The sequence below is a fragment of the Streptomyces sp. NPDC002125 genome (assembly GCF_053593715.1).
This window is the reverse complement of sequence record NZ_JBSFDD010000015.1, coordinates 168,574-193,684: the sequence shown is the minus strand read 5'-3', so window position 1 is coordinate 193,684 and position 25,111 is coordinate 168,574. Positions and strand designations below refer to the sequence as shown.

Sequence of the window (25,111 nt, the reverse complement as noted above, 5' to 3'; positions counted from 1 at the left end):
CCCGGCACCCGGACACCGCACCGCATCCGTCAGGCAGGAAATCCTGGTGCTGCTGACCGAACTCCTCGGGATTCCCGGCCTCGAACTCACCCCGGTACTCACGGCGGGTCCGCGGGACCGCCGGGTGACCGGCGTGTACACGACCGATCTGCCCGACCCCGGCCGCTATCTGGACGGCGGGGAGCTGGTCCTGACCTCGACCACCTGGTACCGGGAACCCCGGGACGCCGATGTGTTCGTCGCCGCGCTCGCCTCGGCCGGTGCCTCCGCCCTGGTGGCGGGGTCGGCGGCCGTCGGCGAGCTGCCGGACGCGCTGGCCGAGGCGTGCGAGCGCCATGGGCTGCCGCTGCTCGCGGTCGGTGACGACGTGTCGTACGCGACGCTCACCGAGACCGTGCTGGCCGCGCTCGCCGGACCCGTCGGCCGCTCCCCCGGCGCGGGGCTCCACCGCGGGCTGGTGGCCAGCATGGCGTCGGGGGCCGGTGCCGAGGGGCTCGTCGAGGTGCTGGCCAGGTCCACCGGGCTGTACTGCGCGGCCCTCTCCGCCACGGGCCGGCCCACGGCGGGCGCGGTGCCCGAGGTGTCCGCACATCACCTCCGGCGCGCACTGCGCGCGGCCTTCGCGGCCGGGGCCTTCCCCTCGGTGCAGCCCCTGCCCGGCGGCGGGCACCTCACGTTCCTGCCCGTGCAGTCCCCCGTCGCCCACCGCCCGCCCGCCGGCTATCTCGCGGCGGCGGGCGACCACCGCGACTGGGCGCCCGGAGTGGCGGACGCCGCGGCCGAGGTGTGTGCGCTGCTCGCTCTGGACGGGGTGGCCGGACAGGAGCGGCGGCGCATCGAGGAGCGGCTGCTGCGCGAGTCGGTGGACCTCCTGGGCGAGGGCCGGACGGAACCGGCCGCGGGCCGCCTCCGCAGCGTGGGCCTGGACCCGGACGTGCCGCTGGCCGTCGTCTGTGTCTCCACGACCGGCCGCCCGTACGGAGCGGAGCTCGCCGCGGTCGTCCTGGACGATGTGCACGGCCGGATACCGGGCTGTTCGGCGCCGTTCGCGACGAAGGACGGCCATCTGATGTTCGTACCGGACACGGGTGGCGCCGACAGCGGCGACGGCCTCTCCGAGCGGTGCGCGGAGGCCGCCCGCGGGCTGGACCCGTTCCTCGCGCACGGCTGGGCCGCGATCGGGGTCTCGGGGCCGACGGACGGTCCGGCGGGACTGCGCCGCGCGCTGGACGAGGCCCGGCACGCCCAGCGGGTGGCCCGGCTCGGAACCGGCACCGTGCGCGTCGCGGGCACCGAGGCGCTCTCCTCCCACCTCATGCTGCTCGCCGCCGTACCGGACGATGTGCGCCGCATGTACCGGGAGCGGCTCATCGGCGTACTGGAGCGGTACGACGCCGAGCACCACAGCGACCTGGTGGGCACCCTCAGCGCGTTCCTCGACGCGTCGGGCTCCTGGCAGCGGTGCGCGGAGCAGCTGCACGTCCACGTCAACACCCTGCGCTACCGCCTCCAGCGCGTGGAACAGCTCACGGGACACAGCCTGGCGACCCTGCACGACCGGGTGGACTTCTGCCTGGCGCTCGGCATCCGATGACACGGCGCCCGGAGAATTCCAGGCATGAGCGGGCGACTTCGGGACAGGCGTACTCCTGACAGAGGAGGCACAGATGCCGCTCACCTTCCGAAAGAGCTTCCAGATCCTCCCGGGCGTCCGGCTGAACATCAACAAGCGCTCGTGGTCCGTGACGACGGGTGGACGGCACGGGCCGAAGCGGACCCACAGCAGCACCGGCCGACGCACCACGTCGATGGACCTGCCGGGCCCGTTCGGCTGGCGGAAGACGACCAAGCGCAGCCGTCGCAGCTGACTCACCCGATCAGCGCAACACCGCACGCCGGGCCGCGGGGTGCGCCTGATCCTCGGATCAGGCCTCCACCCGCGGCCCGGCACAGTGCCGTTACCCCACTCGCACACCCCCGGCACGATCTTCATCTCATATCTGAGATAGCGTGCGGGCATGGAAGACGACTACCTCGCACGCATCGGCAAGCTCATCCGTGACGCCCGTCAGCACCGTGGCTGGACACAGAGCCAGCTCGCCGAGGCGCTCGCCACGAGTCAGAGCGCCGTCAACCGCATCGAGCGCGGCAACCAGAACATCAGCCTTGAGATGATCGCCCGCATCGGTGAAGCCCTCGACAGCGAGATCGTGTCTCTCGGCTACTCCGGCCCCATGCACCTGCGGGTCGTCGGCGGACGCCGGCTCTCCGGCTCGATCGACGTCAAGACGAGCAAGAACGCCTGCGTCGCCCTGCTCTGCGGCTCCCTGCTCAACAAGGGCCGGACCGTGCTGCGCCGGGTGGCGCGCATCGAGGAGGTCTTCCGTCTCCTGGAGGTCCTCAACTCCATCGGCGTGCGCACCCGCTGGATCAACGACGGCGTGGACCTGGAGATCCTCCCGCCCGCCGAGCTGGAGCTGGAGGCCATCGACGCGGACGCCGCACGCCGGACCCGCTCGATCATCATGTTCCTCGGCCCGCTGCTCCACCGCACGGACCGCTTCACCCTGCCGTACGCCGGCGGCTGCGACCTCGGCACCCGCACGATCGAGCCGCACATGATCGCGCTGCGCCGCTTCGGCCTGGACATCGCCGCCACAGACGGGCTCTACCACGCCCAGGTCGACCGCGAGGTCCGCCCGGACCGCCCCATCGTCCTGACCGAGCGCGGCGACACGGTGACCGAGAACGCCCTGCTGGCCGCCGCGCGCCACGACGGCGAGACGGTCATCCGTAACGCGTCCTCCAACTACATGGTCCAGGACCTGTGCTTCTTCCTGGAGGCGCTCGGCGTACGCGTCGACGGCGTCGGCACGACGACCCTGACGGTGCACGGCGTGCCGGAGATCGACGTGGACGTCGACTACTCCCCCTCCGAGGACCCGGTCGAGGCGATGAGCCTGCTGGCCGCCGCCGTGGTGACGGAGTCCGAGCTGACGATCCGTCGCGTCCCGATCGAGTTCCTGGAGATCGAGCTCGCGGTCCTGGAGGAGATGGGCGTCGACTGCGACCGTACCGCGGAGTACGCCGCCGACAACGGCCGCACCAGGCTGGTGGACCTGACGGTCCGGCCCTCCAAACTGGAGGCGCCCATCGACAAGATCCACCCGATGCCCTTCCCCGGCCTGAACATCGACAACGTGCCGTTCTTCGCGGCGATCGCGGCCTCCGCACACGGCCAGACCCTGATCCACGACTGGGTCTACGACAACCGCGCGATCTACCTCACCGACCTCAACCGCCTCGGCGGCAGGCTCCAGCTCCTGGACCCCCACCGCGTCCTGGTCGAGGGCCCCACCCGCTGGCGCGCCGCCGAGATGATGTGCCCGCCGGCACTGCGGCCGGCGGTGGTGGTGCTGCTGGCGATGATGGCGGCCGAGGGCACGTCGGTGCTGCGCAACGTGTATGTGATCAACCGGGGTTACGAGGAGCTGGCTGAGCGGCTGAATTCGGTGGGGGCGCAGATCGAGATCTTCCGGGACATCTGAAAACCTACAGGAGAAGCTCCGTCACACCCCTCCTGACCTGCACAAATGCAAGGCGAGCAGGGGCGTGACGGAGTCCCTGGGACTTCTCTGGGACTTTGGATCAGGAACGACGGGATTCGAACACCGCCCTCTCCACATGATGAGTCATCGAGCTGGCGTCATACAGAGGGAAGTCGGCGTTCCCGAAGGTCATGGGGAAATTTCGATGCGTTTAGCAAGCTCTGGAATCGTCGAGGGCGTCAAACGAGCGTCGCCTCCGCCTATACCGCGAGGCTAATGTGACGTGCCCTGGTGAGTGCGACGTAAAGCGCACGGTGAGCCTCGTCTCCGGGATTGAGCCCCCTTCGCAGAGCCTCCTCGTCGTCCTCCTCCAGCCGCACCCCGACCCTATTCCACTCACGTCCCTTGGCCTGATGACACGTCAAGCCAGGAACGAGGCCCCCCCTTTCCATCTCCAGACGCTTCCGCAGATTGGTGAGAGCGGTGCGCGGTGTCCGCTTCTGAGTTGCCGCCGAATCGATAGGCACCAGCGTCACTACCGCGTCCGCCAGGGACGCCCAGATCGCACCGAGATCACCCTGCCTCTTCAACAACCCAAGTGCGCTCTGCAGATGCGGGCGCAGTCTAGCGAGAATTTCATTATCCGTGATGCCCAGAGTGGTCCGGGCGTCGTTTAGGAAGACGGCTGGTCGGCCGATAGCGTTGTGGGCGAGTTCGTTCAGAAGTAGTGTGCACACGGCCTCTTGGAACCGGCCCATCCTGCCCCTGGCGATGGCCAGAGGCAGAACTTGGGAGTCCGCGTCCCACAGCATCTTCCACTGCCGCGCGAGGACAACATCGACGTCTCGTGCTGTCCCTGCGGAAAGGGACGTCCTCTCCTTGCAACGCAATCGTTGCGCCAATACCTCCTGCGAGATGCTGCCACGCCATCTGAACGAGGTCTGGAGGTTCACGCGTTCAAAGTCAAGCAGCCCGATGAGACGAGGTACGTTCTCGGGCCGCGCGCCACGAAATCCATAGAGGGCCTGCCAGGGGTCGCCCACAAGAGTGACAGAGAGCCCCGCGTCTGCGGCGAGACGGATGATCTCGAGGTCCAGGTCGTTCGCGTCATAGACCTCGTCGACGAGCAGGGAACGAATCGTCGTGGCGAAGTAAGCCTTCACGGAAGCACGGATGCCCTCGATGCAGAGAGCGGCCTCCAGAACCTCACGTACGTTTTCGTGCGTGCATAGCCCTTCGCCGATCGCCGTGGTGAAGGCCGCTAGATCCACGTGGCCTTCCCGTTCCACTCGTCGTATGGAGCCGGTGACGATGTGCCTACCGTCCAGGGCGAGAACCGGCTTGTCACGAGTGTAGGTAGTTGGCAGGTGGGTGCGCCAGGCGTCCAGCACATCCAGTTCAAGGTAGTTGCCTGGCCACTGAAGAATGCCGGACCTTAGCAGGTGGAAAAGTAGATCATTAAGGATCGTGTCAAGCGTGACTATGCGATGGGGCCATCCCAGTGCTGACGATCCCCACTGACGGGAAACGCGGCTGCGTATTTCCTCTGTAGCTGAGCGAGTAAAGCTGACCGCCACGACCGCCCGATGGTCGGCCGCACGCGCGAAGCGATGAAGGCCGAAGCGCTGGTTCGAGACTGTTGTCTTCCCCGAGCCCGGGAAAGCCTCTATGTAGAGAAGGCGGTGCGTACTCGCTGCGGCGAGGAGCTGCTCAGGTGTGAGGGATCGGGTGCCCGGCGGGTGACTACTCATAGTCCGTCACTCGAAGTGCAGCCGTCGGCCAAGCGCCAAGAGGAGGGCGTCGGGACTGGAGAGCGTCCCAAGGTGGCGCGTCTGCCTCTGGTGCGGTGGGGTCCGGTTCGCATGCTATCTCGTCTGTCCATTCCGGGTCTTCCTCGTCGCCCGGCCAAAAGAAGTCCTCCACGTCGGTAATCGGCAGGTGATCCGCATCCCGGCCGCCGTCCGCTATAAGCCAGTCTGGTTCAACAAGGGTCTCGAAGGGATCGAGGTTCTTCGTAGGGGTACCTTCCTCCGCCGGGTCGGACGGGTATAGGAAGTCGAAGAGCCGCTGCATGTGCTCAGGGACCTTAGGCGGGTCGGCCGCTTCCCCGAGGCTCGCTTCATTGGCTGCCGAGAGCAGACCGGCAACGGCCAGGGCAAACTCGCCCTTCTTGCTGGAGCCCCGACCTGCCTTGATACTGGGCTCCTTGTCTTTGCCCTTCTTCGCGCTCCGGAATAGCTCGTACACAGTCTGGGCTGTTACGTTCTCCTCGTCCAGGCCCACCTCTCGCAGGGCCTCGGCGATCAAGAGCTCGTTGCCTCCGGTGATGGACGGTTCCAGGGTCGGGTGACTAACGAAGGCTTCAACGACCGAGGGGTCGTGGTCGGGGAGCCATCCCGGCTTCTTGCGTTCCTCGCTGTCGAAGGCAAGATCGCTGTCGACGAGGATCGCCAGCTTGGTGCACAGTTCGCTGCCACGGGTGGCCAGCAGATGCACCGGCCACTGTCCGACCTTCCATCCCATGTGCACGATACTGAGTGCGTCGATGAAAGCATGCTTGAGCGTGTCCCGTCCGGCCCAGGCCCTGCCGAACTCCCGGAGGACAGCAGCGTCGGTGACTCCCTCGACCAGGACGAGGCGGTCGGCGAAGAGGCCAGCAGACCGACTCGCGTCCAAATGGAGTCGAGCCTTCCGTAGCGTGACCTCGCGGTGCTCGACCGGCACGACATCTGCGACTGTGCGGCACACCCGTCCCTTCTCCGTCCGCCGTACGACGACGAGTTCCTCCGGGGCACAGGACGTGATGATGTCCGTCGCGTGACTGGAGAGGATGACCTGCAGTTCCGGCCGCTTCGTGACGGTCCTGCGCAAGTATCGGACAAGAGCGTGCTGCAGCTGCGGATGAAGGTGTGCCTCCGGCTCTTCGATGACGACTGTGGCGTGGAAGGGCTTCGCGCCGAAGAAGGAGTCCTCCTCCGAGTCGGCGTCGGCCTGTGCTTGTTCGAGGTTCCGGACTGCCTGCTGGATCTCCTCCTCCTCCGTGAGGGGCTGCAGATCAGAGGCATCCAATTGGGACCAGGCAGCATCCTGGGGAAGCTCGGTGGAATCAGGTATCGCTGCCAGCGTCACGGCTATGTGCAGTAGGTTGACGTATCCCAACCCGGACACTTCAAGAGGCCGGGCGAAGGTGCGCCCCTCCAACACGGCGAGCATGAGTTCCAGCACGCGGGCTAGGTAGGTGTCGTCAATGACCTGGCCGCGTATGTAAGGCCACTGAGGACTCACGCCAGCCGACAAGTCTGTCATGTGATCGCGAATCCGCGCCTCGACCGCATCGATGATGCTTTCTTTGGCTAGTCTCTCCAAGAGCTCGGAGGCCCGTGCCCGGAGACCCACCAAGTTCCGGGTGCCGCTCAGACGCTGCTGTTCGGCACGGAGTAGTTCCACCAGGATCCGCGCCTCTCGGCGGGCCAACTCGTCCAGCGGATGACGCCAGGCCGGCAGGTAGATGAGCTTGAACGGATCCAAGTCCAGAGACCTGCCGTGTGCCGCATGGACCTTCGCGGTGACGCTGCCGAGCCTACGGCTCAGCGTGACACCCCATCTCTCGGCTACTTCACCGAGCCGTTGGTGACCGACGGTGTGCAGCTGGCGTCCGAGACGTCCTTCCTCGGCCAAGCTATCGGCCAGCTTGTATGCCACCTCAATGGTGCGATTGGAGTCTTCGGGCGCGAGCGTGGCGGATCCGTACCTTGGTAGAACCGGGAAGCGGGAACCGGGATGGGCGAGGTAGAGCGCATCCGTGAGGGTCGTCTTTCCGGCACCGTTGGCCCCGATCAGCACACTGAACCGGCTGGGCAGATGACAGACCATCTCGCCCTCCGTGCTCGCCCGAAACCCACTCACCGCGATACGACTCAGGTGCACCGTGCCCCCCATGGACAAGAAGTACGTGAGTAGCCATCATCACCCCCAGCACTGACAAGGCCACTCCTGTCACGAGCACTTGCAGTCCTAATGGTGGCCGAGTGCCTATGGGAAAGTCGCTGGTCCGATGGCAGACGATCCATCGTCGGCAAGGCGTGACCTCACAAACTAGTTCGGGACGGCCCCTTGGCGGTCAAAGCCTAGAAGGCTCATCACCGGCTGAGGACCAGCACTCCGCCGAGTAGGTAAGAAGCTCCGCTCCATCCGTGCCGGATGGAGCGGAGCTTCACTCATGCCGCGACGGTGAGTGCAACGTCCAACTGCTCCCACGCTTCGAGCACTGCGTTGTGGGCATCGGGCTGGAGGTGCGCGTAGCGCCGGGTGGTCTGGAAGCTCTCGTGGCCGAGGAGGTACTGGACCTTGTAGAGGGAGACTCCCTTCTGGACGAGCCACGAGGCGCAGGTGTGGCGTATGGACTGGGCCGGATAGTGCGGGGCAGGGGGCTGCTCCCCGTCGGATAGCAGGCACGCGGTGGCCCGCGACCTAGCTAGATCCACGAGATCTGCCACCCTGCACTCGCCACATGCGTCGAGGACCGGAACGAGTTGAGGCGGGCTCCCTCCTCCACGCGTCCCCGTCCGAAAGCCTCAGCTCATGACCCCCACCACAAGGACAGGCCGCGGCTGACGAGTTCACGGACAAGACCTGAGACCACCCACCCTCCCGCTGCTTTCAGCGCCTCGAACCGCCAAGCCTGGTCACGCCACTTCGCTGCGAATTCCTTCACCGCACGTCCTCTCTCCAGGTCCGGCCTCTTCAGCCGGTCGTCGGCCATTGATCCGGATCCGTGCGGGGTTCAGCGGGTCGTTTTCCTGCTGAACCCGACATCGCCGCAGGCCAGACCTGGTGAAATGGACGTTCAACGAAAGTTCGGACTGAACGGGTGACGGATGGACGACCAGTCCGCGGCCAAGCGGCTCGCGACGGAGCTGGGGCAGCTGCGCACGAACGCCGGATCCCCTACGTACGCCCAGATCGCACGGTGGGGACGCCAGCAGAGTCCTCCGGTCAGTCTCGGCAAGAGCAAGCTCAGCCTGTGGTTCAGCGGCAAAAGCGTTCCCGAGGACGGCCGCCCCTTCGCCGTCCTCGTGGAACTGCTCGAAGCAAGGGCCCAGCAGAGGTCCGGCACACCTCGGCGCGGGGTGGCCGCATGGCAGATGAGACGGACAGCGGCGGACCGGGAACGACGCCGTGAGACCAAGGGCCTCCCTCGCCGTTCGGCCGGGGACGGCCCGTCCGCCTCCGGGCCGACGCCGGGAACCTACTCGGTGCGGCCTCCGTACGGAGAGCTGCCCGCCCGCCTTCATGGCCGGGACAGCCTGTTGGCCGATCTGGAGCGGGCGCTGGCCGAGGGGCACGAGCAGGTGCAGGTTCTGCACGGGCTCGGCGGATGTGGAAAGACAACAGCGGCGCTGCGGCTTGCCCGGCACGCCCGGGACCTCGGACATCAGGTGTTCTGGGTGTCGGCGACGACGAACGAGCGGTTGCTGACGGGTATGTCTCAGGTGGCCCGTGAACTGGGCGTGGCCGAAGACGGCCTCAGTCGCGCATGGGCGGGGCAGTCAAGCGCGCTGGATCTGGTGTGGCGTTGTCTGGACCGTGCGGGCGAGCGCTGGCTGCTCGTCGTCGACGCCGTGGACGACCTCTCGGTCGTCGCTTCGGAGCACGGCTCGCCGGGGGACGGCACAGGGTGGATCCGGCCGAGTCGTTCCGGCCTCACCGTTGTGACGAGTCGCGTCGGCAACCCCCTGCTGTGGGGAACGGAAGCAGTGTGCCGAGCGGTGGACATGCTGTCCGCCGAGGACGGGGCGAAGGTCCTCACTGACCTGGCGAGAGACGCCGGGCCGGTGGAGGACGCTCGTACACTCGCCGCGAGACTGGGCGGGCTGCCCCTGGGACTGCACTTGGCAGGCTCATATCTGGCGAAGACACGAAGGAGCCTGGGCTTCGCGCGCGGCGTCATGGATGTCCGGCCCGTGGGGGACTTCGCCGGGTACACGGCCGAACTCGATCGGCTGGGCGCCCCACTGCTCGACGCGGGTGGATCATTCACGTCGGGCACGGACGACCGGCGGCTTCGCCGACTGGTGAGCCACACCTGGGAGATCAGCCTCGACCTGCTCACCCGACAAGGGTTGCCTGAAGCCAGATTGCTCATGCGGGTCCTGTCGTGTTTCGCCCCGACCCCCTTCCCCACCGTGCTGCTCGCCTACGGTCTCCTAGCTCCGGAGGACGGGTTCCCGGAAGGATTCGAAGAGGGCGAGGCGGCCATCGACGCACTCATCGACGTGGGCTTGTTAAACCTGGCCGACGTGGACGTCTCGGTCGGCGGAAGCGGCACGGCGAACGCGGCAAACTTGTGCCTCACAGCCCACCCGCTGGTACTGGAGACCAACGCGGCACAGGTGCGCGGCGGAGACGAAACCGCCGAGGTGTGGCGGGCCGCCGCCCGCGTCGTGCGATGGATGGGAGGAGGTACGGATACGCCTGATCAATGGCGAAGGTGGCAGGTCCTGGTCCCCCATGTTCTGGCTGCCCTGCGCTCCGCTCCCGCGAACGACGTGGAGTCGTTGGCCTGGTTCGTCGAAGTCGGATGGGCCTCCTACGGCTACTGCCTGGCCTCCAACCACCGGGGCCAGGCCCATGAACTGCTCAGGTTGATGATGGAGCGTGCCGCCGCCCTGCCGGAAAACCGCCCCGTGGTCGGCGCGATTCGTGGCCAGTACTACGAGGCCATCGGCAATGTGGACGAGGCTCGCCGGCTCTTCGAAGAGAGCCGCGCTGAGCGAGGGCCGCAGGACGCGGAAACACTGCAATTCCAGTTCCGATGGGCGCGCGCCCTGCAGTCGACCGGACAGCTGCCCGCCGCTGAAGAACAGCTGCGCGCGATTCTGGACGGCCTGCGCTCGAGCGGCTCCGTGAGCAACAGGTTGCTGATCCACTCGGTCCTTGTCCTGGTGCTCGCGGCACAGGGCAAGGACGAGAGGGCGGCCGCGGAGGCGCAGGCGCTGATGTCCGCCATCGAGACGGAACCGGCCGAACTGGGCATCCCTCTGCTTCACCAGGTAGGTCACGCGCTCACGGAAACGCGTCAGACGGAACAGGCAGAGAGCGTGTACGGTGCGCTCCTCTCCCGACTCGATGAAGCGGACGAACAGCTCTCCCCCCTCTACCACGACATTTCCCTGCAACTGCTCGGCCTGCTTCTGCACGGGGGACGTGAACGCGCGGCCATCACGTTGATCAGCCGTCTCCTCAGTCTCTACATGCCGGCCGGGAACGACTCCCCGGCAAGCCCCGCGAGTCTCGTCGACCTCATCCAGACCCGGCTCGACCTTCAGCTGGAACTGGCGGAGTGCAGCAGCACCGAGGACGAGCTGCGGGGGTTGCTGCGCGTGAGCGGGGGCATCAGCTTGCTCATCGTCGAGTTGCACATCGCGCTCGCCCGCCTGTTCATCGCACAGGAAGACTTCACTCAGGCCAACGAACAGCTGGAGCTGGCCGAGAAAGCCGCGACCGCAGCCGACGTCGGCACGGTGCCCCTGTGGACGGTCCCCCTCTGGAAAGCCCGGTGCCTGTGCGCACAGGGGCGCTGCGCAGAAGCCCTGAGCTGCTACGAACAGACGGTCGCGCTGCTCGCCGATGACCCCGACGGCATGGCATGCGTCATGGAGGAAGCCGCTGACTGTCTCGCCACGGTCTCGGGTGGCGAAGCCCACGTAGGTCAGTGGAGGTCCGGCAGGAGGGCAATGGATTGAGCGCCACTCTACCGGCCAGGATCACAACGCACTCCACATGATGCGTCACCGGCAGCAGGTCGGCGAACTGCTCATGCGCGCCTCACCGACCGTCCCGCCGTTCCGGCCCGTCAGGGCTCCATCCCCTGAGATAACGAGTGGGCCTTCCGCATCTCGTACCCTCGCCGGACCGCCTCAGCTGGCAGTCCCTGCAGCAGCAGAATCGACCTTCAGCGGAGCCCAGACGGCATGGCCAGTCGGCGCTCGTCGTCTCTGAGCGCCGACACGGCCGGATGGAGGTTCCCCAGTCGTGAGGGAACGGGAACCGAATCCGGTTCTCCTTCGGCCGTTGACTCCGCGCATTGGGATGCGGGCCGTCCGCAGGAAGCAGCTCCAGCCTCGGCCCACCGTACGGAACCTTCTCGATGCGCTTGCCCGCTAGTTCCAGGCCGTGCCGTTTCGCATAGTTGACGACACGCCGCCACTCCGTGACCTCGTCGTCATCAGGGGCGGTGACCCGAACGCGGCCCTCGGCGAGGAGCCGCTCGATCAACTCATGAGCCGACTCCCGCCGGGCTCGCGCGACGGGCCTCTCGCTGTACGGCGTCCGAGGGTTAACGGGCGCTGCCGGCTCACCGCCATCAGCGACCGCAGAGTCGTCGTCGATCATCAGGACTCCACCATCCCGCAAGGTATCGGCCGAGCGCCAGCCACTCGACGCCTAGGCTCCACCGCCCGCGCCGGAAACGAGGCCGTTCGATGAACCCGTACTGCCGCATTGAGCCGAAAGTCGCCCGTGAGCCGTGTGGGAGTCCCCTGGGACTTTTCTGGGACTTACAGCCCCATCAACCGGCACGAGCATGAAAGAGCCGAAAGGCCATTCGCGCAGGTCAGCAGCCACCGCACGCCCATCGCAGCAGGTCACGGTGCTCGCTGGTCTCTTCCGGGGACATCTGACGGGCGGGGTGTCGTGCCCCTCGGTGGCAAGGGGCACGACATCCCTGAATGCCTGACGACCTGCGCTTCTACCCGCGCCGCCACTGGCGTTCGTCAGAATCGGGAACTTCGGCGCCTCGGGGTCTTCGGGCAGGGAGCGCCGGTCACGGGAGGACGATGTCGCGGCCGTCACCGCCGTCGAGGACGTCCTTCCCGGTGCCACCACAGACGAAGTCGTCGCCGCCCTCCCCGTGCACCATGTCGTCGCCGGAGCCGCCGAGCAGGATGTCCCGGCCGTCCCCGCCCATGACGTGGTCGTTGCCGGAGCCGGCGTACACGGTGTCGTCACCGCCGTAGCCCTCGATCATGTCGTCGCCTCGGCCGCCCCACATCCGCTGGTTCTCGCTGTCGCCCATCAGGTGGTCCATGCCGTCCCCGCCGTGCAGGGTCGCGGGCCCCATGACCATGTCGTCCCCCGCGTCGCCCAGCACCGTGCGGGCGGTGTGGGCGTGCAGTTCGTCGTCACCCGCGCCGCCGCTGACCGTGTTCATTCCGGGCGTGAAGGCGGCGATCGTGTCGTTGCCGTCGCCGAGGAAGACGTTGATCGTGTCGGGCCGTGCGCCGTCGGCGGGCAGTTCGCAGACGACGGCGGTGGTGTCCTCGGCATTGGAGTACGCACAGTGCTCGCCCGGTTCCAGCGGGACCACGTCCCTGAAGCCGATCCGGCGGATCCCGTCGCTGGTGTACATCGGGTAGATGCTGAGGTCGTTGGTCTGCCCCGCAGCGGCGGTGAAGACGATCGTCCGGGTCTCCCAGTCGCCCCCGACACGCGCCTTCGCCTCGGAGGCGGAGGCGAAGGCGGAATCAGAGGCGGAAGCGGAGGCAGGGCCGACGGCGAGGCCGGCTGATAACAGGGTCACGGTGACGGCGCTGACGACGGCTCGGTTCCGGTTCATGAGACCTCATCCGGGGGAGTGACGGTGGACCGATCTGCCCGGGGCCGCTCGGACCTCTTCGGCGTGGTGCTGCCGGGTACGGAGGGGACCGGGGAATGAAGGCAGTCTCCTCGGCCGGCCCGGATCCGCAAGACCACAAAACCGACGCGGGGTCATGGCAAGCCGGTCTCCCTCCCGACATAACCGCGAGGACCTGCATCCGGCTCACCGCACATCCCCTGCCCACCCGTCCCGTAACCAAGTTGGTTTGCTTCATTGACACTTCACGCGTAAGTCGTACCGTTGGGAGCGCTCCCATCACAGCCTTGCCACTGGAAGGAGTACCCCCACATGCACAACAAGATTCCGTTAACCGGGCGTTCGAGGTCGTACCTCCGCCGACCCCTCCAGGCATTCGTCATGCTGTTCGCCGTCGTCGCCGGCGCGCTTGCCTGGTCGACCCCCGCCCAGGCCCACGGCACCATCGTCGGCCCCGCCACCCGCGCGTACCAGTGCTGGGACACATGGGGCAGCAACCACATGAACCCGGCCATGCAGACCCAGGACCCCATGTGCTGGCAGGCCTGGCAGGCCAACACCGACACCATGTGGAACTGGATGAGTGCTCTGCGTGACGGCCTCGGCGGCCAGTTCCAGGCGAAGACCCCCGACGGGACGCTCTGCAGCAACAACCTGTCCCGGAACGCCAGCCTGGACAAGCCCGGGGCGTGGAAGACCACCACGGTCGGCAACAACTTCTCGGTGCACCTGTACGACCAGGCGTCCCACGGCGCCGACTACTTCAAGGTCTACGTGAGCAAGCAGGGCTTCGACCCCAAGACCCAGACCCTGGGCTGGGGCAACCTCGACTTCATCACGCAGACCGGCAGCTACGCGCCGGCGCAGGACATCACGTTCCCCGTCCAGACCTCCGGCTACACCGGGCACCACATCGTGTTCGTGATCTGGCAGGCCTCGCACCTCGACCAGGCCTACATGTGGTGCAGCGACGTGAGCTTCGGCTGAGCCCAGGAGCGCCGCACATGGCACCGGTCTCGGGCGACGGTCCCGAAGCGCCGTCCACCGACCGAGCCCCGTCGGGACGGGGGGCACCCTGTCCCGGCGGGGCCTCCTGCATTCCTGACCGCAGGGGTCGATCCGGCCGAGACCTGCCGTTTCGGCGTCCGAGGCGTCCATGCCGGGACGGCCTCCGAACCGAGGAGGACCGCCTCGCATGAGGCGGTCCTCCAAGGTCACACGCGGTCGGTCAGGTCAGTCCGGTCTCCTCGCCCGCGTGGCGAAATGGACCGGATCCAGGGAGAATCCGGCCTGCCCGTCGACGAATTCGGACACCCCGACCGCCACCTTCGAGCAGACGACCCAGCTCACCGCGTCCGCACTGCGCAGGGCGAGCGCCAGCAGCGGATTCGGGCGCGGCCTGAGGTAGCCCGTGGCGGCGATCTCCTCCAGAAGGGCGTCGTCGGCCGACTCCAGGCTGAGACCACGGAACGTGCGGCCGACGTTCATCCGCTCCACCGCCTCGAACCGGATACCGATCGGCTCCGTATCCTGCCCCTGGCCCGACATGCTGTGGATGAGCAGTTGGGAGTGCCCGATGCCGTAGAACCACAGCTGGAAGGTCAGCGGACTCGACCAGAGAACGTTCTTACCGGAGGCCTGTGCCTCACTCAAACGGGTTCCCCACCTTTTCCCCTTGCGGTACCAGGTCGCCCTGCTCCATGCGCCGGACGACTGGCTGGTTGGTACATCTCCCACCGTGTCGCCCCCTGCATCTCGGGCGTCGGTTCGAGCGAACTGCCCAGTTTCGCATGCGCGACGGGAACTTCGATCCTGTCGAGATTGACGTGGATGTTCGTCCCATTCCTTGTAGGTGGTGGCTCCCCGCTCCATGGCGAAGATGTCCAGAGCCATGTCGTCACCGTCGACGGTCTGCTTGCCCAGTGCGATGTCGTCGCAGTTGTGCACGAGGACGGGAGTCGTCCCCGCGGCCACGTAGTAGGCGTGCACGCCGCGATGGTGGAGGGCGATCACCGAGGCAGGCAGTGGCAGTTGCTGCCGGTGTGACGCACTGGGACCCGGAGCCTCCGGGCCAGCCGCCAGGTCTCTTCCGGGACATCTGAGCGGCGGGGTGTCGTGCCCCTTGAGGGCAAGGGGCACGACATCGCGACACGTCGGCTGCATCCCTGAGTGGTCGTCAGTTCTCACAGAGGGTCTCCCGGCATGGAGGTGTCAGACGATGACGGGGACGGCCTCGGCGCGGTTGGTCGCCCAGTTGGTGACGATGGGCTTGTCGACGCTGGCGGTGTCGGGGAGCTTGAGTTCGGCGGGGTCGGGGTCGTCGTCGGTGGTGGCGATGATGACGTTCTCGAACTCCTTGCCGGCACTGCTGTTGGTGGTCTTGGGGCTGATTCCGGTGTAGGCGACGGCGGAGCCGCTGAGCTTGATGGGGTCTTCGCCCCCCTGCCCGACAGGGGAGGCGACGCCGTCGGCGCCGGAGCCGAAGGCCACGCTGGGGGTGTTGACGTCCAGGTAGCAGGTGATGCCGGACTTGGCCTTGGCCGTCACGAGGTAGTAGCCGCCGGCCTGGGACTCCGAGGTGACCGTGAACTCCAGGTCGTTGGTTCCGCAGGACTGCCCGTAGCCGCTCTTCTCGCCGCCGCCGGAGCCGGCCTCGTCGGTGGAGCCGCCGGCTCCGTCGGAGTCGGAGCCGCCGGCGGACGAACCGCCGGTACTGGAGCCGCTGGCGGAGGGACTGTCGCTGGAGGCACTGTCGCTGCCGGTGGAGGCGACCGCGGAGGGGGCGGTGGCGCCGTCGGCGTCCGCGACGTCCTCGGGGCCGCAGGCGGTGGTGGTGGCGGCGAGGGCCGTTACGGCCGCGACGGCCAGGACGAGACGGGAGGAACGGGCGACGAGGCGCGAACGCATCATGATCTCCGGTGGCTTTCGTGTGCAGTGCTTCCTGCTGACACCGTTGACACTAAGGCTGAGCCCATCCTGGAATGATCTCGTGCATGTCCGGGTTCCGTCTCAGCAACTCGGCTCCCAAGAGCTGGCGTTGAATTGCGGCATCCCAGCTCAGGGGGCATGCCCGGACGAGGAGGACCGCCTCGCGAAAGGCGGTCCTCCGGGGTCACACGCGGGTGAACGGGCAAGGCCCGTTCACCCGCCAGCGTGAGCAGCGCACCCTGAGACTTCCACTCAGCCCGAGCGCCGCCCCTTGCCGTACGCACGGCCGGCGCGCGTTGTGTCGTGTCGTACGGGAGTCCCGGGACATCTGATAGGCGCAAGCTGCCGCGCCCTGTCCGACCGGCTACCAAGCCGGTCGGACAGGGCGCGGCGGCATCTCCGGGACCTCTCCGGGACTTTGAGCCCGCAGCGGGCCACGACGCGTCAGCTGGTCCAGACCACGGGGCTGTCGCCGTAGGCGTCCCCCTCGTCGAACTCGGCGCCCGTGACCGGCTCGCCCTTGGTCGCGCTCAGGCTGCACGTCTCGAACGAAGCGCCCTTGGTGATGAACTCGGCCGAGGCGTTCTCACTGTCGCACTTGCCGGGGATGTCGCCGATCAGAATGACCCCGGTGCCCTGACCGCCCGCAAGGACACCCCTCAGCTTCAGTGAGGCGTACGACAGGTCGGTGCCGCCGACGTTCTCCACCTTCAGCTTGATGAAGTACGGCGTCATGCCCTTCGCCTTGGTCCCGAACTTGGCCATGTCGGACTCGGCGCCCTTCGTGATCGCCGTGACGGTGACCGCGATGGTGCCCTTCTTCTGGCTGGTGTACTCGAACGGCAGCACCGCTCGGTCGCCCACCGTCAGCTTCGTGCCCGGCTTCGTGACGTCACCCGCGGCCGGGGCGTCTTCGCCCTCGCTTCCGCCCTCGGCGGCGGCCGGGCTCTCCGGGGCGGGCGACTGGGGAGCGGACGCGGCGGGCGACTCCTTCGCCGCCGAGCCATCCGTGTCGCTGCCGTCGTCGCAGCCCGAGATCCCGAGTCCGAGGGCGGCCAGGACGGCCGCGAACGCGATAGGTGCCTTGCGCATGTGTACTACCTAACTTACTGGTGAGGGTCTTCTTGCTCGTGGCGGCGTTCACCACTGCCGTGCACGGTGGCAGACGGCAGGATGGGCACGGCGCGTGCCGCTCCCCCGCGAGCTTGCGGTCCCGAGGCAGGGCCGCGTGGACATCTACACCGGATATCGACAAGATCTCCTCGGACACCCACTCAGAGCTTGCCTTCGAGCAGTACGGTGCGGTGGCCACCGAGACGGCGTGAGAAGTCCGCGACGAACTCCGGGCGTAGACCGGGCCAGTTCCAGAACGTGAAACCGAGATGACCGAACGCGAAGTAGTCGCCGGCCCAGATCCACGTGTGAACGGGAGCTGTCCGGCCGCAGGACGGGCACGCGACGGGCTCGTCGTGCCCCTCGGCCCAGGAGCCCACCGCGTCCTTGAACCGGTCCCACCCCTCGTCGATGGGAGTCCAGTACTGGTCGACGAGGGGCGTCTCCGCCGAGCAGTTCGGGCAGGTGACGGCCGAGGGTTCGCCCTGCCCGGCATCGAAGACCGTACGGCCCACGGTGACGTGCAGGCCGTTGCTCCATACATTGACCAGATCCGGATCCGGGTCCTCGACGGCCGCACCGTAGCGCGCCCCTGGCGGGTGCCCGGCGTCAGCGCCGAGGACGCAGTCGGTACGTTCCTCCGAGACGAAGCCGTCTGCGATCAGCCAATCGAGAATGTTCGCCGAGAGCCCCTGCGCCTCCCCCGGCGTGGCCTCGGTGTCGACGATCGTCTGGAACCAGTCGCCCATGATCTTCCCCTCCAGTGCTCGTGGCTGCGTACGGTACGTCTCACGACGGACATGTGCAGCGGGATCACCGACCTCGCTCCGCATCACAGCTGTTGTTCGGGGCAGAACGAGACCTCTGATCCGCGCAGGAGCGAAAGTCGAGTGCGGTGCGCCGGTCGAACGTGGCACGGTGGCGGCATGACCCCGCCGACCTTCGATCAGACGTCACCCCGCCGCGGCCAGGTGATCGTCCTGACCGGGCCCCCCGGAGCCGGCAAGAGCACCGTGGCGCAGCTGCTGGCCGATCGCCTGACGCCCAGCGTCCACCTGCACACCGACGACTTCTGGCGCTCCATCAAGCAGGGCTGGATCGCGCCGTACCTGCCCGAAGCGCACGAGCAGAACCAGGTGGTCCTGCGGGTGCTGGTCTCTGCGGCGTTCGGCTACGCCGAGGGCGGCTACCAGGTGATCTGCGACGGGGTCGTCGGCCCCTGGTTCATCGACCTCTTCCGCGCCGCGGCCACGGAACAGGCCGTGCCCCTGAGCTACGTCGTCCTTCGGCCGGACCAGCGCACCACCCTGGAGCGCGCGGCCGCCCGCACCGGCGACGCGCTGACCGACCCCGAGCCGATCCGCTCACTCCACGGCCAGTTCAGCAGCCTGGGCGCCTATGAGACCCACGTCCTGGACTCCACCGGCCTGACCGCCGAGGCGACCGCCGACAGCATCCTGCAAGGCGTCGCAAGAGGCCTCTATCTCCTCGACCCCGGCCGTCAGCACCGCCGACGCGGAGGACCCGATCCACAACTCTTGACGTAGCCGTTCCCTCACCAACCCCCGGGTGCCGCCGAGAGAGCGCTCGGGCCCCGCCGCAAGCAGAGCACTGCGCAGAGCACTGCGTTGAAGCGCTTCGAAAGAGCGGGGCTCTGCACGGAGGCTCACCCCGGGTCCCGCCACCAGCTGGGGCCTTGCCAGCACCCACGGTAGATGGGCTCAACTCCTGTTTCCAGTGGTTCAGTTGTGCCGCATAGGCACCTTGCCGCGACACCGCGTTGGTGTTAGCTTCATCGATCGTTGAAGTCGAAGCGATTCGACAGAACAGCCAATCCGCACCCCCACGGCGTCTCTCACACCCACCGCGGCAGCGGTTCTCGAGAACAGCGTTCCTCACCCCTCCGCCGAACCGGGGCCGGACAGGGGACGGCGCGGCCCCGGAGTCGCACCACCGGGGCGTGCGACAGAGAGGACCACGTGACCACTCTTGCCGACGGGCTCTGCTTACTGCGGACTCTCCGCAGCGCCAAGCGGTCCCACAGCTGGCTCCTGGCCGTGCTGATGGGGCTGATCAGCCTGCTCCCGGCCGCGACGGCCGTCATGCTGGCGGAACTGGTACGGCGCTTCGAGGCGGCGGGTACGACGCTGCCGCCCCTGGCCACGGCCCTGGCCCCGCTGGCGGTGTTCGTCGCCGTCCTTCTGCTCGGGCACGTCATGGACACCGTTCTGGAGCCACTGGGCTATCTCGTCCAGGCCACCATCGACGGCGTGCACCGGGCGTCGATCGCCGAGCTGGTCTCGTCCACCCCGACGATCGAACAGCTGGAGACCCCGCAGGCGCGCACCCTGATCCGCGCGGCCAAGGCGGATCCGGAGAACTGGACCGAACACACCCCGGGTGAGGGCGCCGTGGCCCTCCTCCGCATCCTCACGGGCCTCCTCGGCGTCGCCGGGTCCTGTGTGGTCCTCGCGGGGTACGCCTGGTGGCTCGTGCCCGTGGTGCTCGTGCCCGCGCTGATCAACTGGGCGCTGCGGCAGGGACAGGCGCTGCGGTACGTCCGGACGTGGCGCTCCGGCACGGTGGAGGGCGCGAAGGCGCAGATGTGGCAGGACTCGGCGATCTCCCCGTCCGAGGGCAAGGACATCCGTGTCTTCGGACTGGGCGGGTGGTCGGTCGAGCAGATCCAGCGGCACAGCCTGGCCCTGGAGAAGCCCATCTGGACGGCGATCGGGCGGATGCTGCGCGCCGAGTGGAGCCAGCTCCTGCTCGTCGGCATCCCGCTGTGCGCCGTGTACGCCCTGGTGGCGTACAGCGCGGTGCGGGGGGAGACGAGCATCGCGGTGGAGACGGCGGTCCTCGTCACCGGCTGGACGGTGTTCCAGGCGCTCGGCTGGAGCGAGGACCTCAGGAGCGCGACCGCCTCCGCCGAGTGCCTGCGCGCCACGCGGGAGCTGCACGAGCTGCTCGCCCCCCAGGGAGCGGCGGTGGCCGGCCCCGACGGCCGGGATGCGGGGGAACCCGAGGTCCTCGATCGTCCACCGCTCATCCGGTTCGAGCAGGTCTCCTTCGCCTATCCGCATACGGAACGCCAGGTTCTGGACCGTCTGGATCTGGAGATCCGGCCGGGCGAACTGCTGGCCGTCGTCGGACTCAACGGAGCGGGCAAGTCGACCCTGATCAAACTGCTCTGCGGGCTCTACCTGCCGACCGGCGGGGCCGTGACCGCGGACGGGCGGAACATCGCCACGTTCGCCCCGGGCGCCTGGCGCCGCCGGATCGCGGTGGCCTTCCAGGACTTCGTGCGGTATCCCCTGTCCGTCCACGACAACGTGGTCATCGGCAGGTCGGGCGGGCCCGCGGAGCGGGCGGACGCCGAGGCCGCCTCCCGGGAAGCGGGGCTGGAAGCGGTGCTGGACGGTCTGCCGGACGGCTGGGAGACCCCGCTGACCCGCGCCGCGAGAGGGGGCGTCGACCTCTCGGGCGGTCAGTGGCAGCAGGTCGTCCTGGCTCGCGTCCTCTACGCGGTGCGCCGGGGAGCCCGGATCATGGTTCTCGACGAACCCACCGCTCATCTCGACGTACGGACGGAGTTCGATGTCTTCGCACGGCTCAGCGAGCGCAGGTCGGGTGCGAGCGTCGTCCTGATCTCGCACAGGCTCTCCACCGTGCGACAGGCCGACCGGATCGTCCTGCTGGAGGACGGACGTATCACGGAGTCGGGCACGCACGACGAACTCATGGCGGCGGACGGCCGGTACGCGGCCATGTTCACGATCCAGGCCGCGCGGTTCAAGCGTGGCTTCGAGGACAGGCTTGAGGAGGACCAGTACCTATGACCGAGCCGGCCAGTGAGCAACCGTTCCGCCGTCGGCGGTACTTCTCCCTCTGGTACGAACTTCTACGGCTGTCCTGGCGTCGTATGCCGTTGCTGACGTCCCTCCAGTTCGTCATCCCCGCCCTGATGGTCGCCTCCGTCATAGGCAACGCCCTGGCCCTGCGCGGCGCGGTGGACGCGACGCTGCGCGGAGAGGTCTGGCCCGCAGTGGCCTGCGCGGCCGGGGCGGGACTCGCCGGCACCCTGCTGATGGTGCTGGGGGCACTCGACTCCAACGGCGCCGGTATTCTCATCGGCAAGGTCGCGGTGCTCGATGTCAATCCCGGCATCTACAACGACATAGCGACCCTCGAAGGCCTGGAACACCTGGAACGCCCGGATTACCTCGACAGGCTGACCGTCGTACGCAATTCCGCGTGGGAGATCGTGCTCAGCCTGTGGCAGGCGACCGGTGTCCTCTTCATCCTCATCGAACTGGTCGTCACCCTCTTCCTGCTGGGCACGATCAACCCCTGGCTGCTGTTGCTGCTCCTGTGCGCGGCGCTGCCGCTCTGGTTCGACCAGAAGGGCAGCAACGCCATCATCCGGGCGGAGACCGACGTGGCCGAGGCCTTCCGTCTCCAGCGCCGGCTCTTCGACCTCGGTACGGACGGAGCCGCGGGCAAGGAGATCCGCGTGGCGGGGGCGGGATCCGAACTGGCCCGCAGGCAGGCCGCGGCATGGGAGGCGGCCATGGCCGGCCGCTACCGCGCGCGGCTGGTCGCCGCGGCCTGGAAGCTCGGCGGCTGGACCATCTTCACGCTCGGCTTCGGCGGCGGGCTGGCCCTGATCGTCGTCCAGGTGCTGCGCGGGCACAGCTCGGCCGGTGACCTGGTGCTGGCGATCACCGTGGCGAGCAGCCTGCGCCAGTCGGTGTTCAACGGCGTGAACTTCACGGCCAACGTCGCCCGGGCGGGACGGCTCATCGAGCCCTATCTGTGGATGCGCGACTACACCGCCTCCGCACGGTCCGAGGCGGCCGGAACGGAGCCCTCCCCCGGGGTCCTGCGCGAGGGCATCACCTTCGAGAACGTCACCTACCAGTACCCCGGCTCCCGACGCCCCGCCCTGGACGACATCAGTGTCCACCTGCCGGCGGGCTCGGTGGTCGCGCTGGTCGGCGAGTACGGATCGGGCAAGACGACCCTGGTCAAGCTCTTCTGCAAGTTCTACAAGCCCAGCAGTGGCCGGGTCCTCGTCGACGGCGTGGACCTCGCCACCCTGGACACGGAGGGCTGGCGCGCGCGGTCGAGTGCGGCGTTCCAGGACTTCGGCCGGTTTCGTACGACCTTCCGGCAGAGCGTCGGCCTCGGTGACCTGCCGCACTCCCAGGATGCCGGGACGGTCGGCCGGGCCGTGGCGGCGGCCGACGCCGAGACGCTGGTCGAGGCACTTCCCGACGGACTGGAGACGGAGCTCAGCCGGGACTTCGGGGGCGTGGACCTGTCCGAGGGCCAGTGGCAGAAGGTCGCCCTCGCCCGGGCGTCGATGCGCCCCGGCCCCCTGCTGCTGATGCTGGACGAACCGACGGCATCGCTCGACGCCCCGAGCGAGCAGCAGATCTTCGAGCGCTACATCGCCCGTGCCCGGGAGGTCGCCGAGCGGACGGGCGCCATCACGCTGATCGTCACCCACCGGTTCTCGACCGCCACCGGGGCCGATCTCATCCTCACCCTCGACCAGGGCCGGCTGATCGAGGCGGGCACACATGACGAACTGGTCGCCATCGAGGGAGGCCGGTACGCCGATCTCTACGGCATTCAGGCGGACGCCTACTCCGGCTGACCGGCCGGCCCGCCGCCCCCGCGCATGCCTCCTGCGACCGGCATGCGCGGGGGCGCCGGCCGTCGGGGCCGCCGCCGCCCTGCTGTGAGGTCAGTGGCCCCCGTCCGGGCCGTCCTCGCCTTCGTGGTCCAGCTCGCCCAACGGGCGCTCGCTGTTGGCGACCAGTTTCTTCCAGGAGAACGAGCTCGTCCAGCGCAGGCGCATCGGTCCGCTGCTCCGGCAGGCCGTCGGGACCTCGGACGATTTACCGCGCAAGCGCTTCGACAGAGAATCGGTACAAGATTCACACCGGGGTTCGAGGCCTGTCAAGGCGGGACTCCGGGCCCGCCCTCCCCGTCATGGCCAGGCACCTTGGCCGACAGCGAAGGCATTCTCGGGGGCCGTCGCCGTGCCGGCTGATGCGTTCCGTGACCGGCATGGCTGAGCTGCCACGACCCGGCCCCGGAAGGAATCTTGAGAGAACCGGAAGCGTGCCGGGCCGTCCGGTTCAGTTCGCGTCGGGGGCGTCGATGATGTTGCCGTCCTTGTCGAGCGTGTGGGTGTCCCAGTACACGTCCCACTTGTCGTCGACCTGCCGCGGCACCTTGCCCTCCGGGTACCGCGCGAATCCCGCCGGGGGCTCCTCCTCGTCCGGGACGCAGGCGGAGCCCGTGCCTCCCACGGACAGAACGGGGTACTCGCCGCCGCTGCAGATGTCTTCCTTGTACTCGACGCCGGCGCATCCGCCGAGTGCCACGACCGCGGCCGCGCTCGCGAGGGCGGCAGCGATGATGCGGGCCCGTCCGGGCCGGAAGGCGGTGGCGGCTCGGTTCGTTCTGCGGGGCAGGTACATGCTCGTCTCCAGTCGCGTCGTTCGTTCTGCCCTCACTCTCGCCGCGCGGGAGCGCGGTTCCCTGAGTACAGGTACTGGGAATCGCACGCGTGGATACCCAGGGCGACGTCGTGGACCACGGTGATCCCCGGATGCTGGAGCCTCGCGCCGATCGCCGCCTCGCGTCTGAACCGCCGGACCGGTCCATCGGCGTCGGCGTCGGCGAGCATCGTCTTCAGCGCGACCGCACGGCCGAGCTCGCCGTCGTACGCCTTCCAGACCTCGCCCATGCCACCCTGCCCCAACGGCGAGTCCAGCCGGTACCTGCCCGCGAATCGGTCCCCTGCCCGCACCGTCCTCCTCCGCGTTGGCCAACCCGGCCGACGGCACGGGCCTTTGTGCACGGCGTACCTTGTGCCCCTCAGGACTTCCCCGGAGGATGCAGCACAACTCGCTGGCCTTCCGGGCGAGGATCAGGGAGCCTCGCACCCATGGTCTCGGTATTGCAGAATGTGGCGATCGACTGTGCGGATGCCTACGAGCTGGCACGGTTCTGGAGCAGTGTGACCGGTCGCCCGATGCATCCGGAGGACCGGCCGGGTGCCCAGGAGACACAAGTACTGCTGGCGGAGGGGCCGGTGCTGCACTTCAACCAGGTGCCCGAGGCCAAGACGGTCAAGAACCGGATCCACCTGTGCCTGCGTCCGGAGACCTCACGCGATCACGAGGTGGACCGGCTGCTCGCCCTGGGTGCGACCTTCGTCGGCGATCACCGGAATCCCGACGGCTCGGGCTGGGCGATCCTCGCCGATCCCGAGGGCAACGAGTTCTGCGTGCTGCGCAGCGACTCCGACCGGGCAGCCACGGCTCCCTGACAGCGAGCGCCGGGACCGCCCCGGGAACGGCCGGCGGTGTTACGGCAACGAGCGCTTGAGCCAGACCACGTCGCCGTTGTCCTCGGTGGAGACGTGGTCCCGCTCGAACGCGAGCTTCTCAAGGACGCGCAACGACGGTGTGTTCCACGCGCCGACGGTCGCCCAGAGCCGCTCCCGGCCGGTCGCGACGGCGGCGTCGAGCACCGCCCCGGCCGCCTCGGTGGCGTAACCGTGTACGCGCTGGACCATCTCGTACGCGATTTCGGGCTCCTCCAGGGTGGAGCGGCCGATGATGAGCCCGCAGTAGCCGATGAAATCGCCCTCCGCACGACGCTGGACGGGCAGCAGGGCGATCCCCGTCTCCGCCGTCGCCGTGAGCAGCTCCGCGATGGACGTCCGGATGCGCTCGACCGTGGGTGCCCCCTTGCCGCGTTCGGCGAGGAGGGCGCAGAAGTCAGCGGCGTCCGACTCGGCCCACGGCCGCAGGATCAGCCGCTCGGTCCCGAGGTGGAAGGACATCGTCTCGTACGTGGACATGGG

General features: G+C 68.1%; 20 protein-coding genes. 9 read left to right on the top strand and 11 right to left on the bottom strand.

Features of this window, described 5'->3' with window-relative positions:
* Positions 1–46 precede the first annotated feature (46 nt).
* From ACWCQM_RS24870 to ACWCQM_RS24860, 3 genes are all read left to right on the top strand, one after another.
* Positions 47–1,594 (top strand): PucR family transcriptional regulator, encoded by a 1,548-nt coding sequence (locus tag ACWCQM_RS24870; RefSeq protein ID WP_450917352.1) that lies wholly within the window; start codon positions 47–49, stop codon positions 1,592–1,594.
* 73 nt (positions 1,595–1,667) lie between these two features.
* Complete coding sequence (locus tag ACWCQM_RS24865; protein ID WP_145808341.1) at positions 1,668–1,868, top strand: DUF4236 domain-containing protein; 201 nt, start codon at positions 1,668–1,670, stop codon at positions 1,866–1,868.
* Between the two features lie 150 nt (positions 1,869–2,018).
* Positions 2,019–3,548: a helix-turn-helix domain-containing protein gene (locus ACWCQM_RS24860; RefSeq protein WP_450917351.1), complete on the top strand. Its 1,530-nt coding sequence runs from the start codon at positions 2,019–2,021 to the stop codon at positions 3,546–3,548.
* A gap of 260 nt (positions 3,549–3,808) precedes the next feature.
* On the opposite strand, the gene ACWCQM_RS24855 is transcribed toward ACWCQM_RS24860, so the two are convergent.
* The 3 genes from ACWCQM_RS24855 to ACWCQM_RS24845 form a co-directional block, all read right to left on the bottom strand.
* On the bottom strand, positions 3,809–5,299 hold the full coding sequence (locus ACWCQM_RS24855) for a UvrD-helicase domain-containing protein (RefSeq protein ID WP_450917350.1): 1,491 nt from the start codon (positions 5,297–5,299) through the stop codon (positions 3,809–3,811).
* The gene (locus ACWCQM_RS24850) at positions 5,292–7,421 is read right to left on the bottom strand and encodes an ATP-dependent nuclease (RefSeq protein ID WP_450917349.1); all 2,130 of its coding nucleotides are present in this window, start codon (positions 7,419–7,421) and stop codon (positions 5,292–5,294) included. Before ACWCQM_RS24850 ends, ACWCQM_RS24855 begins: the two co-directional genes overlap by 8 nt.
* Positions 7,422–7,765: 344 nt before the next feature.
* Complete coding sequence (locus ACWCQM_RS24845) at positions 7,766–8,044, bottom strand: tyrosine-type recombinase/integrase (RefSeq protein WP_450917348.1); 279 nt, start codon at positions 8,042–8,044, stop codon at positions 7,766–7,768.
* A 381-nt stretch (positions 8,045–8,425) separates the two neighbouring features.
* Here ACWCQM_RS24845 and ACWCQM_RS24840 point away from each other — a divergent pair, with 381 nt between their 5' ends.
* Positions 8,426–11,293 (top strand): hypothetical protein, encoded by a 2,868-nt coding sequence (locus ACWCQM_RS24840; RefSeq protein ID WP_450917347.1) that lies wholly within the window; start codon positions 8,426–8,428, stop codon positions 11,291–11,293.
* A gap of 1,079 nt (positions 11,294–12,372) precedes the next feature.
* On the opposite strand, the gene ACWCQM_RS24835 is transcribed toward ACWCQM_RS24840, so the two are convergent.
* Positions 12,373–13,164: a calcium-binding protein gene (locus ACWCQM_RS24835; protein ID WP_450917346.1), complete on the bottom strand. Its 792-nt coding sequence runs from the start codon at positions 13,162–13,164 to the stop codon at positions 12,373–12,375.
* Positions 13,165–13,563: 399 nt separating this feature from the next.
* Between ACWCQM_RS24835 and ACWCQM_RS24830 the strand changes: the two genes are divergently transcribed.
* Positions 13,564–14,169 carry a lytic polysaccharide monooxygenase auxiliary activity family 9 protein gene (locus tag ACWCQM_RS24830; protein ID WP_450917369.1) on the top strand — a complete coding sequence of 202 codons (606 nt, stop codon included), beginning with the start codon at positions 13,564–13,566 and terminating at the stop codon, positions 14,167–14,169.
* A 246-nt stretch (positions 14,170–14,415) separates the two neighbouring features.
* Here ACWCQM_RS24830 and ACWCQM_RS24825 read toward each other — a convergent pair whose 3' ends face one another.
* From ACWCQM_RS24825 to ACWCQM_RS24810, 4 genes are all read right to left on the bottom strand, one after another.
* Entirely contained in the window at positions 14,416–15,171 is a 756-nt protein-coding gene (locus tag ACWCQM_RS24825) for a hypothetical protein (RefSeq protein ID WP_450917345.1), read from the bottom strand.
* A 222-nt stretch (positions 15,172–15,393) separates the two neighbouring features.
* Positions 15,394–16,089, bottom strand: coding sequence for a hypothetical protein (locus ACWCQM_RS24820; protein WP_450917368.1), 696 nt, complete (start codon positions 16,087–16,089; stop codon positions 15,394–15,396).
* 465 nt (positions 16,090–16,554) lie between these two features.
* Positions 16,555–17,202: a hypothetical protein gene (locus tag ACWCQM_RS24815; RefSeq protein WP_450917344.1), complete on the bottom strand. Its 648-nt coding sequence runs from the start codon at positions 17,200–17,202 to the stop codon at positions 16,555–16,557.
* A gap of 182 nt (positions 17,203–17,384) precedes the next feature.
* Positions 17,385–17,972 (bottom strand): hypothetical protein, encoded by a 588-nt coding sequence (locus tag ACWCQM_RS24810; protein WP_450917343.1) that lies wholly within the window; start codon positions 17,970–17,972, stop codon positions 17,385–17,387.
* Between the two features lie 177 nt (positions 17,973–18,149).
* On the opposite strand from ACWCQM_RS24810, the gene ACWCQM_RS24805 reads away from it, so the two are divergent.
* The 3 genes from ACWCQM_RS24805 (at position 18,150) to ACWCQM_RS24795 (ending at position 22,885) form a co-directional block, all read left to right on the top strand.
* Positions 18,150–18,770 (top strand): AAA family ATPase, encoded by a 621-nt coding sequence (locus ACWCQM_RS24805; RefSeq protein WP_450917342.1) that lies wholly within the window; start codon positions 18,150–18,152, stop codon positions 18,768–18,770.
* Between the two features lie 432 nt (positions 18,771–19,202).
* Positions 19,203–21,062 (top strand): ABC transporter ATP-binding protein, encoded by a 1,860-nt coding sequence (locus ACWCQM_RS24800; protein ID WP_450917341.1) that lies wholly within the window; start codon positions 19,203–19,205, stop codon positions 21,060–21,062.
* Positions 21,059–22,885, top strand: coding sequence for an ATP-binding cassette domain-containing protein (locus ACWCQM_RS24795; protein WP_450917340.1), 1,827 nt, complete (start codon positions 21,059–21,061; stop codon positions 22,883–22,885). Before ACWCQM_RS24800 ends, ACWCQM_RS24795 begins: the two co-directional genes overlap by 4 nt.
* Positions 22,886–23,372: 487 nt before the next feature.
* Here the strand turns inward: ACWCQM_RS24795 and ACWCQM_RS24790 are convergent, their stop codons facing one another.
* Both ACWCQM_RS24790 and ACWCQM_RS24785 read right to left on the bottom strand, forming a co-directional pair.
* A complete protein-coding gene (locus ACWCQM_RS24790) occupies positions 23,373–23,717 on the bottom strand; it encodes an SCO0607 family lipoprotein (protein WP_450917339.1) in 345 nt (114 codons plus the stop codon).
* 32 nt (positions 23,718–23,749) lie between these two features.
* Positions 23,750–24,049, bottom strand: coding sequence for a hypothetical protein (locus ACWCQM_RS24785; protein ID WP_450917338.1), 300 nt, complete (start codon positions 24,047–24,049; stop codon positions 23,750–23,752).
* 138 nt (positions 24,050–24,187) lie between these two features.
* Between ACWCQM_RS24785 and ACWCQM_RS24780 the strand changes: the two genes are divergently transcribed.
* Positions 24,188–24,571, top strand: a complete 384-nt coding sequence (locus tag ACWCQM_RS24780) for a VOC family protein (protein WP_450917337.1) — start codon at positions 24,188–24,190, stop codon at positions 24,569–24,571.
* A gap of 39 nt (positions 24,572–24,610) precedes the next feature.
* Here the strand turns inward: ACWCQM_RS24780 and ACWCQM_RS24775 are convergent, their stop codons facing one another.
* The gene (locus tag ACWCQM_RS24775; protein WP_450917336.1) at positions 24,611–25,108 is read right to left on the bottom strand and encodes a GNAT family N-acetyltransferase; all 498 of its coding nucleotides are present in this window, start codon (positions 25,106–25,108) and stop codon (positions 24,611–24,613) included.
* Positions 25,109–25,111: the final 3 nt, after the last annotated feature.

Coding starts and splice junctions, on each gene's coding strand:
- ACWCQM_RS24865 (WP_145808341.1), top strand. CDS start 1,668: ATGCCGCTCACCTTCCGAAAGAGCTTCCAGATCCTCCCGGGCGTCCGG.
- ACWCQM_RS24860 (WP_450917351.1), top strand. CDS start 2,019: ATGGAAGACGACTACCTCGCACGCATCGGCAAGCTCATCCGTGACGCC.
- ACWCQM_RS24855 (WP_450917350.1), bottom strand. CDS start 5,299: ATGAGTAGTCACCCGCCGGGCACCCGATCCCTCACACCTGAGCAGCTC.
- ACWCQM_RS24850 (WP_450917349.1), bottom strand. CDS start 7,421: ATGGTCTGTCATCTGCCCAGCCGGTTCAGTGTGCTGATCGGGGCCAAC.
- ACWCQM_RS24840 (WP_450917347.1), top strand. CDS start 8,426: ATGGACGACCAGTCCGCGGCCAAGCGGCTCGCGACGGAGCTGGGGCAG.
- ACWCQM_RS24835 (WP_450917346.1), bottom strand. CDS start 13,164: ATGAACCGGAACCGAGCCGTCGTCAGCGCCGTCACCGTGACCCTGTTA.
- ACWCQM_RS24830 (WP_450917369.1), top strand. CDS start 13,564: ATGCTGTTCGCCGTCGTCGCCGGCGCGCTTGCCTGGTCGACCCCCGCC.
- ACWCQM_RS24820 (WP_450917368.1), bottom strand. CDS start 16,089: ATGCGTTCGCGCCTCGTCGCCCGTTCCTCCCGTCTCGTCCTGGCCGTC.
- ACWCQM_RS24815 (WP_450917344.1), bottom strand. CDS start 17,202: ATGCGCAAGGCACCTATCGCGTTCGCGGCCGTCCTGGCCGCCCTCGGA.
- ACWCQM_RS24810 (WP_450917343.1), bottom strand. CDS start 17,972: ATGGGCGACTGGTTCCAGACGATCGTCGACACCGAGGCCACGCCGGGG.
- ACWCQM_RS24805 (WP_450917342.1), top strand. CDS start 18,150: ATGACCCCGCCGACCTTCGATCAGACGTCACCCCGCCGCGGCCAGGTG.
- ACWCQM_RS24795 (WP_450917340.1), top strand. CDS start 21,059: ATGACCGAGCCGGCCAGTGAGCAACCGTTCCGCCGTCGGCGGTACTTC.
- ACWCQM_RS24790 (WP_450917339.1), bottom strand. CDS start 23,717: ATGTACCTGCCCCGCAGAACGAACCGAGCCGCCACCGCCTTCCGGCCC.
- ACWCQM_RS24780 (WP_450917337.1), top strand. CDS start 24,188: ATGGTCTCGGTATTGCAGAATGTGGCGATCGACTGTGCGGATGCCTAC.
- ACWCQM_RS24775 (WP_450917336.1), bottom strand. CDS start 25,108: ATGTCCACGTACGAGACGATGTCCTTCCACCTCGGGACCGAGCGGCTG.